At 43.0% G+C, this 12931-nt stretch carries 11 protein-coding genes and 2 pseudogenes; 1 reads left to right on the top strand and 12 read right to left on the bottom strand.

Features of this window, described 5'->3' with window-relative positions; translation table 11 throughout:
- The first annotated feature begins 46 nt into the window (after window positions 1-46).
- Entirely contained in the window at window positions 47-529 is a 483-nt protein-coding gene (locus tag QM870_RS09605) for a glutathione peroxidase (protein ID WP_049506114.1), read from the top strand.
- A gap of 37 nt (window positions 530-566) precedes the next feature.
- Here the strand turns inward: QM870_RS09605 and QM870_RS09600 are convergent, their stop codons facing one another.
- From QM870_RS09600 to QM870_RS09545, 12 genes and pseudogenes are all read right to left on the bottom strand, one after another.
- Window positions 567-2435, bottom strand: coding sequence for an ABC transporter ATP-binding protein (locus QM870_RS09600; RefSeq protein ID WP_414369407.1), 1869 nt, complete (start codon window positions 2433-2435; stop codon window positions 567-569).
- Complete coding sequence (locus QM870_RS09595) at window positions 2425-4170, bottom strand: ABC transporter ATP-binding protein (protein ID WP_414369405.1); 1746 nt, start codon at window positions 4168-4170, stop codon at window positions 2425-2427. Before QM870_RS09595 ends, QM870_RS09600 begins: the two co-directional genes overlap by 11 nt.
- Before the next feature lie 219 nt (window positions 4171-4389).
- The gene (locus tag QM870_RS09590) at window positions 4390-6153 is read right to left on the bottom strand and encodes a glycerophosphoryl diester phosphodiesterase membrane domain-containing protein (RefSeq protein ID WP_414369403.1); all 1764 of its coding nucleotides are present in this window, start codon (window positions 6151-6153) and stop codon (window positions 4390-4392) included.
- 102 nt (window positions 6154-6255) lie between these two features.
- The gene (locus tag QM870_RS09585; protein WP_414369402.1) at window positions 6256-7401 is read right to left on the bottom strand and encodes an FtsX-like permease family protein; all 1146 of its coding nucleotides are present in this window, start codon (window positions 7399-7401) and stop codon (window positions 6256-6258) included.
- A 3-nt stretch (window positions 7402-7404) separates the two neighbouring features.
- Entirely contained in the window at window positions 7405-8085 is a 681-nt protein-coding gene (locus QM870_RS09580; protein WP_414369400.1) for an ABC transporter ATP-binding protein, read from the bottom strand.
- Window positions 8082-8657 (bottom strand): TetR/AcrR family transcriptional regulator, encoded by a 576-nt coding sequence (locus QM870_RS09575; protein WP_414369398.1) that lies wholly within the window; start codon window positions 8655-8657, stop codon window positions 8082-8084. The genes QM870_RS09580 and QM870_RS09575 overlap by 4 nt, the downstream gene beginning before the upstream one ends.
- A gap of 148 nt (window positions 8658-8805) precedes the next feature.
- Window positions 8806-9729: an aldo/keto reductase gene (locus QM870_RS09570; protein WP_414369397.1), complete on the bottom strand. Its 924-nt coding sequence runs from the start codon at window positions 9727-9729 to the stop codon at window positions 8806-8808.
- Between the two features lie 111 nt (window positions 9730-9840).
- Entirely contained in the window at window positions 9841-10449 is a 609-nt protein-coding gene (locus QM870_RS09565; RefSeq protein ID WP_414369396.1) for a hypothetical protein, read from the bottom strand.
- Window positions 10446-11074 (bottom strand): annotated as a pseudogene (locus tag QM870_RS09560) (hypothetical protein). The gene QM870_RS09565 and the pseudogene QM870_RS09560 overlap by 4 nt, the downstream one beginning before the upstream one ends.
- Complete coding sequence (locus QM870_RS09555; RefSeq protein ID WP_414369394.1) at window positions 11071-11688, bottom strand: hypothetical protein; 618 nt, start codon at window positions 11686-11688, stop codon at window positions 11071-11073. Before QM870_RS09555 ends, QM870_RS09560 begins: the two are co-directional and overlap by 4 nt.
- Window positions 11685-12319: pseudogene (locus QM870_RS09550) on the bottom strand (hypothetical protein). Before QM870_RS09550 ends, QM870_RS09555 begins: the two are co-directional and overlap by 4 nt.
- Window positions 12316-12924 carry a hypothetical protein gene (locus QM870_RS09545; RefSeq protein WP_003007944.1) on the bottom strand — a complete coding sequence of 203 codons (609 nt, stop codon included), beginning with the start codon at window positions 12922-12924 and terminating at the stop codon, window positions 12316-12318. Before QM870_RS09545 ends, QM870_RS09550 begins: the two are co-directional and overlap by 4 nt.
- Window positions 12925-12931: the final 7 nt, after the last annotated feature.

Here is a 12931-nt window from a genome sequence, read left to right as displayed (position 1 = left end):
GATTTATGCTACAATAAAAGTTGAAGAGACAGAAAGGATACCACCTATGACCAGCATTTATGATTTTTCTTTAGAAAACCAGAATGGGGAGGAGATTCCCCTTTCTCACTACCAAGGTAAGGTCCTCATCGTAGTCAATACAGCAACAGGCTGTGGCTTGACCCCGCAATACCAAGGACTGCAAGATCTCTACCAGCGCTACCAGGAAAAGGGGCTTGAAATTCTAGACATTCCCTGTAACCAATTCATGGGACAGGCACCAGGAACGGCAGAAGAAATCAATAGCTTCTGCAGCCTCAACTACCAGACCACCTTCCCACGATTCGCTAAAGCCAAGGTTAATGGTAAAGAAGCCCTTCCTCTATATGACTGGCTCAAAAGCCAAGCAGCTGGGCCACTGGGCAAACGCATCGAATGGAACTTCGCAAAATTTGTCATCGACCGACAAGGCCATGTCGCCCAACGCTTCTCCTCCAAAACAGAACCAGCTGCCATGGAAGACTTGATTCAAGAATTACTTGAGAAATAAGCAAAAAGCCTGAGCCAACGCTCAAGCTTTTTTATTATTAATCAATTTCAAGTCCACCGGTGTAGAGGCGGTAATAGGTGCCACGTTCTGCCATCAAGGAAGCATGGTTGCCTCGCTCGATGATGCGTCCGTGGTCCATTACCATAATCACATCGGAATTGACAATCGTCGATAGACGGTGGGCGATAACAAAGACTGTCCGACCTTCCATCAAGCGGTCCATCCCTTCTTGCACCATCTTCTCTGTCCGCGAGTCGATAGAAGACGTCGCTTCGTCCAGAATCAAGACAGGCGCATTGGCAAGGGCTGCACGGGCAATGGCGATCAATTGTCGTTGACCATTTGATAGGCCAGCCCCATCATCCGTCAAGACTGTCTCATAGCCCTGATCCAAGTGCTTGACAAAGGAATCCACATTAGCAATTCGAGCTGCTTCAAGGATTTCTTCCCGTGTTGCATCAGCACGACCGTAAGCGATGTTTTCCGCAATCGTACCAGTGAATAAGTGGGTATCTTGAAGAACGATTCCGAGGGAACGACGAAGAGAATCTTTCTCAATCAATTTAATATCGATTCCATCATAGGTGATCATTCCTGACTGGATGTCATAGAATCGGTTGATCAAGTTGGTAATGGTTGTCTTTCCTGCACCAGTCGCTCCGACAAAGGCCACTTTTTGACCCTTATCCGCGTACAAATTGATGCCATGAAGGATTTGTTTCTTCCCATCATAGGAGAAATCAACATTATCAAAGACCACATTTCCGACCATCTTGACAAGCTGGTAATCTCCATTTGGACGAGGGTGTTTCCAAGCCCACTTGTTGGTTTTCTGATCGGTTTCAACCATTTCTCCATCGACCAGTTCATAATTGACCAACGTCACTTTTCCAAGGTCGACCTCTTCTTCTTCATCCAAGAGATCAAAGACACGATCTCCACCAGCCAAAGCCATCAGGACAAAGTTCAATTGTTGAGAGACCTGAGCAATGGGACCTGTGAAGGAACGGTTCAATTGCAGAAAGGCCATGAGACCACCAATGGTTAAACCACCGATGCCGTTTAGCGCAAAGAGCCCACCGATCAAGGCTGTTAGAACAAAGGAAACATTGCCCAAGTTCCCAAGAATCGGCATGAGGACATTGGCATAGCGGTTGGCTTGGTAGGAAGACTCAAAGAGTTGGTCATTGATCCGGTCAAAATCCTCAATGCTTTCTCTTTCATGCACAAAGGCCTTGACCACTTTTTGACCAGACATCATTTCTTCAATAAAGCCGTTCTCAATCCCCAAGTTCTTTTGTTGGGCCCCGAAGTAACGACCTGACTTGCCAGAAACATCCTTGATGATAAAGACCATGACGATAACCGTGAAGAGAACAATCAAGAACAAGAGTGGACTAACCGTCAGCATGGTAATCGTTACCCCAAGGATGGTAATCGCTGAGGATAAGAGTTGAGGAATGGATTCTTCAATCGCTTGGCGAAGAGCATCAATATCATTGGTATAGATAGACATGATGTCCCCGTGTTGGTGGGTATCAAAGTAACGAACGGGCAGTTTTTGCATGCGAGCAAACAACTGATTTCGAAGACTTCTAAGTGAGTCTTGTGAAACAGTCGCCATGATCAGGGTAAAGCCATAATTGGCAAGTACCCCGATCAAACAGATCAAACCAACTCGTGTTAAGAAGGACAAGAGCGGTCCAAAATCATGGCTGTTGCTTGTCAGCATGGGCTCCACATAGACATCGACCAAGGACTGAATCGAAGCTGTTACATTGACCGTAGCAAGAGACGATAGAATGATTAAGATAAAGGAAACAATCAAGGATACCTTGTAGTTTTTCCAAAGGAAGTCGAGCAGGCGAAGGATAGAGCCTAGATTTGCTTTTTTCTTAGTTTTCATCTGCTTCTCCTTTCCCTTGTGTTTGCATTTCATATACTTCTTGGTAGATGGCATTGGTCGCAAGCAATTCCTCGTGACGACCGATCGCATCGATTTGGCCATCATTCATCACGATAATGCGATCTGCATCTTGAATAGAGGAAATCCGTTGACCAATGATGATTTTGGTAGTGTCTTTCAAGCTAGTTGCCAATCCTTGACGGATCAAACTATCTGTCTTGGTATCGACTGCCGAAGTCGAATCATCCAAGATCAAGATCTTCGGATTCATGAGAAGGGCACGCGCGATACAGAGACGCTGGCGTTGACCACCAGAGACATTGGATCCCCCACGCTCAATCATAGTGTCATAACCCTCTTTGAAATCTTGAATAAATTCATCGGCTTGGGCAATCTTACAAGCTGCGATGATCTCTTCATCCGTCGCATCTTTATTTCCCCAGCGCATATTTTCTTTAATCGTACCAGAGAAAAGGACATTGGTCTGAAGAACCATGGCTACTTGCTTACGAAGGGAATCAAGATCGTATTCTTTGACATCGTGGCCTGCTACTGTCACTCGACCAGACTCAACATCATAGAGACGAGGAATCAACTGAACCAAGCTTGATTTCCCTGATCCTGTTCCACCCAAGATACCAATCACTTCCCCTGAACGAATGGAAAGATTAATCCCTTGTAAGACATGGGTCTTGTCGCCATTTTCATCGGTATAAGCAAAGGTCACATCCTCAAAGTTGATGGATCCATCAGCGACTTCTTTGATCCCATTTTCTGGAGAGTCAATCGTCGTTTTGGTCGTTAAGACTTCATTGATCCGCTCGACAGAGGCCATAGAAATCGACAGCATGACAAAGATCATCATAAACATCATGAGCGACATGAGAATGGTCATGGTGTAGCTAAACATAGAGGTCAAATTCCCAGTAGAGAGTTGACCACCAACGATCAGATGAGCCCCGATCCAAGAGATCAAAAGGAAAGAAGCATACATGGAAAGCATCATAGCTGGGCTACTCAAGACAACGACACGGATAGCCTTCATAAACATGTTATAAATCAAACGTGAAGCCTTCTTGAATTTAACGGTTTCATCTGCTTCCTTAACGTAAGACTTGACCACCCGCATATTGGTGATGTTTTCTTGGATACTGTTGTTGAGATTGTCATAAGCTTCAAATACTTCTGTGAAGAGCGGATACACAATCTTCATGATGATGCTTAAGACAGCTGCCAAAAAGATGGTCACATAGACAAAGATCATGGCCATTTCTGGATTGATCAAGAAACAAGCCACAATGGCAAAGATCAAATTGAGCGGTGCCCGTACACAGATCCGAATGACCATTTGATAGGCATTTTGCACATTGGTTACGTCCGTCATCATCCGAGTGACTAACCCACCTGATGAGAACTGATCAATATTCTCAAATGAGAAGGTTTGAACCTTTTTGAAAATAGCCCGACGAAGGTTTTTGGCAAAACCAGCCGATGCATAGGCGCCATAACGGGCAGACTGCATCCCACAAAAGAGGGAGAGAAAGGCACAGACCAGCATGAGCCCACCGTAAAACAAAATATTGTTCATGTTTCTTTGTTGAACACCTTGGTCCAAAAGACTCGCCATGACAAAGGGAATCGAAATCTCAAACATGACTTCAAAGACCATGAACAAGGAAGCCAAAATCGAGGGCTTCTTGAATTCCTTGACCTCGGAAATTAAGGATCGAATCATCATTACCTCCAATAAGTTTCATACTTTTACCTAGAGAAAACACAGAACATGTCCTCATCGAAAACAGGTCAAAACACACAAAATTCCCCGAGGGAAAGACCCTAGGGATTACGCATGTATATTGATTAAGTACCATTGTAGACTAATTTCGCAAAAAAAGCAAGATCAAAGTCAGCTAAAAAGGCCCCTATTTTGAGGGACCTCTAGGCCTTTCCTGCCTTACTCTTCCTCAGACATATCGACGAGATTTAAGAGACGATCAAAGTAAGACTTATTTTCTTTCAAATCCTTTTTCAGTTTTTGAGCCTCTGTCAATTTATCCGTAATCAAGCCATCGATGGGTTCTTGCAAATACTTGGTCAACTTTTTCTGATCGTTGATGGTCCAGACATAGAGCTCTTTTTTCATCTCATGAGCTTGAGTTACCAAATCCTCCTGATAAGAAAAGTCTTCAATCGCAAAGAAGTCGACCGAGTCTTTTTCAAAGCGACCAAATTGAATGGGAATGATATAGCCGGTCTTGATCTCAGGTGCTTTCTTCTCGACCTTTTCGATCACCGACAGATCCAAAGACATGGCTGGATAATCCTTTTCAACCCCTAAGTCCCGCATCTTCTGCACGAAGAGATCCACATAATTGGCAGGTTCTCCACCATGAGGCTTGAGCTCAACCAAAAGCTTCATCTTCAATTCTTTGGCCCGTTTGACATATTCCTCAAACGAAGGGATATGACTCGTGTGGCCATCCTGTTGAATCTTGAGGCCTTGCACCTCAGCTAGGGTCATGTCTTTCACATCCTTGTCCACCCCAGCCAGGCGTTTGAGATTGTAGTCATGCATGACGACAAATTGATGGTCCTTGGTAAAAATGATATCCATCTCCGCATAAGCTGCCTTCTCCTTGGCTGCTGCTTCTAAGGCTTCCAGGGAATTTTCTACCCCTTTAGAGACATCACCACGATGGGCGATGAGCTTAATCCGATCATTCACCTTTAGGGTTGCAAGTTCAAAGGCTGAGATCCCCGATTGGACCATGAGAAAGACCACTGTCAGAGCAAAGAGCCCCTTCATCTTTCGACTGCCTTTCGAGCGCATGACAGATCGACTCGGTACTTCCCATGCAGAATCCAAGATGATGCCGAGCGATCCCACCTTTGTCAAGACTGTGAAAATGAACAGGAAGATCCGAATCAGGACCAAAAAGGCCGTCTCCACCCAGAAATACTGGCCCTCTTTATCGATCACCGTCAAGGCAAAAACCAGACCCAGGACCAGTAGAATCCCAAGAAAAGTTAAGAGAAACTCAAAGGACAGCATTCTCCATAAGAGACGAAAGCCACCTTTTTTGGTCATGCTCCAACTTTTTTTCAAGGCACGACCAAATGGTAACTCCTCTACCACAAGGTTGGGAACCGTATAGATCAAGCGAAGATTGAGATAGAAAAGGATCAGCCCCACCACTAAGAGCCCGATCGATCCGATCGTGGTCTTTTCGAACTCTTCTGTGATAAAGGTAGGAATATAAACACCATCCGTTAGGGTCGATCCAATAAAGAAACCTGCAAGAGGCAGGGTCAAGAGGAGATAAAGCAGAAAATAAAGCAGATTTCTCCCCGCTAGATCCTTCAAGCGACCAAATGATTGGCGCAGTACCTTTTTAAAGGACAAGTGCTGATCGGTACGCGACAGATAAATGACTGAAATCATGGTCTGCATCTCCAGCATAAACAAGAAGGCAAAGACCATGATAAAAATCAAAAGAGCCAGAAAGCTCAAGGGATGGCTCATGACAGAGACAAGGTTGTTCTTATCAATATTGGCCTGACCCGAAAGTAAAACAGCCAGTTGAAAGACCCAGCTCAAGGCCGCAGCCCCAACCCCAACCACAAATTGTAGCAAAATCCCAATCGCGATAAAAGACCATTTATTGCGCCAGATCAAGTAAAAGGCCTCCTTCAGGTCCTGCCAGTAGCTCCGTTTCATGATGTCTCCCTTTCATTTCTATTATTCCTCTAGAATAGCGAAAAAGCCTTCTCTTGTCAATGACTTGCACAAGTAAAAGGCTGGGAAGCCAACCTTTTCTGATCATTCAGCTAAGAGCACTTCTTTAATCGTTTGTTTTTGGAGTTTTCTGTTGGATAGATAAAAGAGGCTTTCATAAACCACAGCAAAGCCAATCAAGGTCCAAAAGCACACATTCCCATCAAAGTGATGCTCAATCTTTTCAGGAACCGTATCTTTGATCACACCGATCAAAATTTCCATGATGCCATATTGGTAAACCGTCCCAAGAACAAATCCTAGATAAGCCCAAAAACGATAGGGAGCGAGAATATGAGCTTGGCATTCACGATCGGTGTAGCCAAATGCCTTCATAAGAGCCAAGGTTTCCCGACTTTCTGAGACGACAATCCCCAATGACAAAAAGAGAATCGAGAAAGAAAGAATCAAACCAATCATAATCATCATCGTTTGGATGATGTCATCTGTGTAGTCCCTTAGGCCAAAGGATAATTGAACCATGGCCGCAAAACACATAGAGCCAAAGACCACAAAAAACAGGATCGATTTTCTCCCCCAAATCAGCGACGAAGACAGCTCTTTTAGGAAGGATTTCTCTTTCTTAGAAGCCCTTTTTCTCCTTTTGACCTTAATCGGTGTTGGAGATTTTTTCAATAAGCGAAGAGCCGGCGTTTGGAGTTGTCTTCTAGCGTAGCCAATCGCAAGAACCATAAAGAAAGTCGTTGGCAGTATCACTAAAGCAACTAAGAGCTGCCAGTGAAAATGAATGGTAATGTCTGGCAAAATCCCCTTCTCATTGCGAAAGTCATAAAAATGTCCCATCATTAGAAAAGAAGCGAAATAGCCAAGAAGCGCTCCAACTCCAAAACTGAGTCCAAAAGCCCAAAATCGTTTCGCCAACTGGCCATTGCTATAGCCCAAAGCCTTTAAAATCCCTAATTGTTCCTTGTGGTCATCGACAAATTGTTTGATATAAAAGCACATGAGAAGGATCGACGTCAAGGACAAGACAACCCCACTGACCATGGCCACCATCCAGGAAAGCGAAACCTGGGCATCATAGTAGGTCTGAATCATCGGATTGGTTTTCGAAATCTCCAACTGCTCGATGTCCAGGTAAAAATTCAAGAAGAGATTGGCCACAAAGACCGCACAAGCCCCAATGATACTGACGACAACTAATTTTCGAATATCTTTTACTGAAAACATAGCTTACCATCCAATCTCATAGGCAGTCTGAGGCTGATCGTTGGTCACCACTTGGGTAATCTTGCCACTATTGACACGAATGATGGTTCTGGCCATATCCGCAATATTTTGGTTGTGTGTCACCATGATTAAGGTAAAGCCCAACTTTTCCTTTAATTTCCAAATATAGTCGAGAATCTTGCGCCCTGTTTCTTCGTCCAGGGCCCCCGTCGGCTCATCTAAGAAGAGAATCTCTGGTTTTTTAGCCAAGGCCCGAGCAATGGAGACTCTCTGCTGTTCCCCACCAGACAATTCACTCGGATACTTGTCCAGCTTATCGCCAAGGCCCAAATCCTCGATGATCTGCAAAAAATCATGATTGTTTGCCAGATCAGCTCCCATCTTTACATTCTGTCTAACCGTTAGATTCGGCAATAGATAATACTGCTGGAAAATAAAGGCAATCTTCTCACGTCTAAAGGCTGTCAATTGAGCATCCGTGAGTTGAGAAAAATTCTGCCCTTGAATGAGGATATGCCCCTCGTCTACCTTTTCTAATCCGGATAACACGTTTAAGAGGGTTGACTTTCCTGATCCAGAAGGACCTAGGACAACCACATCATCCTGGTCTTGAATCTGCAAATCAATCCCTTTTAAAACCTTGGTTTGACCGTAACTTTTGTGAACATTTTCTAGTTGAATCATTTCTTTCCTACCATTTCTTTGATGAGAGATTGACAAACTTCTGTCAATAAACCAATCACTTCTTCCATGCTGAACTGATAAATACCAGAAGCAACCATAGAGGCCATTCCGTGTGAGTAAATGAATAGATGCTGGTACAAGCGACTAGCCTCCTCTAAAGTCAATGGATAGTCTGCAACAATCGAATCCAGAACCAATTGGTAACTATGATCCTTCATGGGAAGAAAATCTTGAAAGCGACGAATCGGATCTTTGCTAGGATTTTGGAAAAGCAATTGAAAGAGTTGGGGCTCTTTTGAGGCAAACAGGATATAAGCAACCCCGACAGATCGAAAAGGCTTTTCATCTTCTAAGGCCTTGCGAATATACTCCACCACGACCATTTCCGCAGCAACAATAACCTCTGCTTGTAACTCAGACATATTAGCAAATTGCCCAAAAATGACCCTTGGCGTGGCTCCCAGTTTCTCTGCTAATGCTCGAGCCGTCAAACTAGCCAGGCCCTCTTCTCTCACCAATTGTAAAGCTGTCCCAATGATAGCCTCTTTACTAAATTTAACCTTGGGTGGCATAAGACTCCTTTCACGCAACGAACGTTGCGCAACACTTGTTGCATAAAGAATACCATAACAAAGTAAGACTTGTCAAGAAAAATTCGTAAAGTATAAAACAAAAGACCAGCCCACTGATACAAGTGAAGTCTGGTCTACTAACAAGATTCTAAGGCAAATCATTTCCCGCCGCCAAGTAGATTTGGTACCATTCCTTGCGCGTTAGAGTGACTGTTGCTGCTTTCCCCGCTTCAAGGATATGCTGGGGTTTGGTCGTTCCGATGACAGCCTGCATCTTACCCGGATAGCGGAGGACCCAAGCAAGGGCAATGGCTGTCGGAGTGACTTGGTATTTTTTCGCCAAGTCATTGAGTACGTGATTGAGGGCCGCAAACTCTTCCTTGCCCACAAAATTCCCCTTGAAATAGCCATGCTGGAGGACAGACCAGGCTTGAATCACCGTATCAGTTAAACGACAATACTCAAAGACACTGCCATCTCGCACAGCTGCTTTTGGCCCTTCCATGTTGACATGAAAACCAGCTTCAAAGCTCGGTGTAAAGGCGGCACTCAACTGCAGCTGGTTGACCTTGAGAGGTTGTTTGACAGCCGTCTTAAGCAATTCCATCATCATGGGATTTTGATTGGACACCCCAAAATGACGAACCTTGCCCGCTTGCTCCAACTGATCAAAAGCTGCTGCCACTTCTTCCGGCTCCATGAGGGCATCCGGTCGGTGAAGGAGGAGACTATCTAAACGCTCGATCTGCAGACGCTCGAGAATGCCATCGACAGAGCCCAAAATATAGTCCTTGGAAAAATCAAAATAGGTAAAGCCGTCTTTGCGAATCCCGCACTTGGACTGGATCCACATCTGGTCCCGAAGATCCGGACGGCGCTTGAGGACCTTCCCCAGCAGGACCTCACACTGGCCATCGCCATAGATATCCGCCAGGTCAAAGGTGTTGATCCCAATCGACAAGGCCACCTCCACCAAGGCCTCCACCTCATCTTCACTCATCTCACTGATCCGCATCATCCCAAGGACAATCGTGGACAGACGCTCATTTTCAGAAAACTCAATATAGTTCATGTCCGCCTCCTTTTCTGTAGTTCTATTGTAGTGAAAAGGCTTGCAAAAGTCAATGTGAAATCAAAAAGCTCTCAGAAACAACTGAAGGCTTACAGATTGAAGTAGAATGCCTCATTCGTCGTCATCCAACTCCACTTCTCCATGGATTCGGATGTATTCTTCACGCTTTCGATCCAATTCTTCCCAGAGTGGCTCATCAACAGCTTTCATTACTTCTATCTCTTTCAAGCTAATGTCAACCGCTTCATTGTAGGTCAAATGCAACAAATCTGCATGTTTTGTTTTAAATTCTTCAATGCTCAGCCATGTTTCCTTATCATCTTCGCTGATTTGACCGTCAATGGCAGACGCCACCTCAATCGCCATGATATAAAGAGCTCGCTTATCAACCGTTAGAATATCTTTATGAGTCGTGATGATTCGTAGATAGTCTCCTTTTTCTCGTCCATCACTTTCATAAGAATATTCAAAATTTAAATTTAAATTTTCACGCTTAAAAGTCGCCCAGGGATCGTTGCCTACTCTAAAATCAGCCATTCCCCAACGCTCATCATTTGAAGAAAATTTATCCAAACTAACACTAAAATAGAAGTCATCATCACGTGCATAAGAAAACTCAACCTGCACTCCCTTACGTTCCTTGAACCACATTTTCCAAGGATATTCCATACAGGCTTGATAGATGTTAGTTTCGTAGTTACCTTTAAGATATAGTTTCACTCGTCGTCCTCGTCATCCAACTCCACTTCTCCATGGATTCGGATGTATTCTTCATTTCTGCGGTCATCTTCTTCCCAAACCGGGTCTCTCACATCATCCATAAATGGAATTTCCTCCAGACTCAGCTTATTAGCCTGTTCATAACTCATCGAAAGAATATTTTCATGCCGATTTTTAAATTCCTCCACACTTAACCAGCTCTCTTTGTCATCTTCGCTGATTTGACCCTCAATGGCAGTCGCAATTTCTACGCCATAATATAGAAAGCACGTTTATCAACGGTTAGGAGTTCAAGGTGCTTAGTAGCGATTCTTAAACATTCACCTTTCTCACGAAAGTCCGACATCATAGCATCTTCGTAGTCTAGCTCTATATCTTCATATTTATGGGATAAAAAATCATATTTTATCCCTTCCTTAATCTGAACATTACTCCATCTATTATCATGCATCCACTTATTTAATTTTAAGTGTATAGAAAGTTTCTCGATTGGTAAATCTAGATACCCTGCATACGACAAGTCAGGTTCTATTCCATCTTTTTCCCCAAACCACATTCTCTTTGCTAGTTTTAAGTAATCAAACGGGATTTCTTTTGTATAGTCACCTTTAATATAAATTCTCAATCTTCTTCCTCATCGTCATAAACACGTTCGCCATGGATAGCGATGTACTCTTCCCATCCCTTGTGTAAATCATCCCAAAGTGGTTCATCCACCGCCTCCATGACCTCAAGTTCCTCCAAACTAATATCAACCGCCTCATCGTAGCTCAATTGTAGCAGATTTGCATGTCTCATTTTGAATTCTTCAATACTCAGCCAAGTTTCTTTGTCGTCTTCACTGATTTGACCATCAATAGCAGAGGCTATTTCAATCGCCATAATATACATCGCACGCTTGTCAACCGTTAAAATATCTAGATGAGTGGAAATAATTCGCAAATAATCACCTTTCTCACGCCCATCGCTTTCATAAGAATTTTCTAGATCCAATGTCAAATTCTCATATTCAAATGTCTTCCAAGGGTTTATATTTTTATTAAAATTTGCACTCTCCCATCGTTCGTCATTATGCTTAAATTTATCCAATCGTAAATTTAAATGTAAATATTCATCCCAAGCATAGGAAAAATCGAGAGGAATTCCTTTTCGTTCTTTAAACCACATCTTTTGAGCTATTTCTTTAAACTCATCATAAAAATCAGTTTTGGTGTAATCACCTTTGATATAGAGTCTCATTCATCGTCCTCGTCGTCCTCATCGTCATAAACACGTTCGCCATGGATTTTGATGTATTCCTCACGTTTTCGATCTAATTCTTCCCAGATGGGATCATCAATAGCATCAATCGTCTGAATTTCCTCCAGACTCATTTCATTTGCTTCATCAAAGGTCAGAGATAAGATATCTTGGTGCTTTTCCTTAAACTCATCGATTCTTAGCCATGTTTTCTTATCATCTTCACTAATTTGCCCATCAATGGCAGTCGCAATTTCGAGTGCCATAATATACATAGCTCGTTTATCAACCGTTAATACATCTAGATAATTCGAAGCGATCCTTAGATATTCATCCTTTTCTCTACCGTCGCTTTCATAACTTCCTTCATAATCCAAATCAATATTTTCATATTTTTGAGAATTGATTGCACTATCACCTTTTGCCTTAACATCTTTCCAACGAGAGCCACTTGCTCCCCACTTATCTAACCGTAAAGATAGATAGAAGTCATTTTGTAGCATCTCATCATCTCCGACATTTGAGAAACTTATTTCTTGACCATTTCTTTCTTTAAACCACATCTTCCATGCGAGTTCTCTGTAGCCAAATGGTATCTTTTTGTATAATCACCTTTAATATATAGTCTCATAAATCTGAGATATCGCCTCCATGTGCTAGTATATATTCTTTTCGACGAGTGGCTTCTTCCTCCCAAAGAGGGTCATCTACCACATCCATCATTTGAATTTCAGTCAAACTTCGTTCATTTGCTTCTTCAAAAGTTAGAGATAGAATAGCCTCGTGCTTTTTCCTAAACTCCTCGACTGTTAGCCATGTCTTCTTATTATCCTCGCTAATTTGCCCGTCAATCACCTTTGCAATCTCAAGCGCCATAATGTACATGGCGCGTTTATCAACTGTTAAAACTTCTAGATGGCTGGTTAAAATACGGAGATAGTCTCCCTTTTCATTATAATCCGTAGCGAATGCATTTTCAAACTCTATCTCAATACATTCGTCAAGATGTGAAAAGAGTCTTCGTACCCCTTCCTTTAGGGGGACACTAGACCATCTCTTATCGGCAGTGCCTTTCCTCAGGGATAAATTTACAGAAAAATCTTCTTGTAATGCATCATTGTCTCCTGCATTTGAGTAAGATACTTGCTTTTCTTCTGGAAACCACATTTTGCCAGCTAGTTCTAAATAACCATAAGGTACTCTTTTTGTATAATCGCCTTTTAAATATAATTTCATTGTTCAC

Source organism: Streptococcus parasanguinis (assembly GCF_047463195.1).
Lineage (GTDB): Bacteria > Bacillota > Bacilli > Lactobacillales > Streptococcaceae > Streptococcus > Streptococcus parasanguinis_R.
This window is presented reverse-complemented; position numbering and strand designations above follow the sequence as displayed.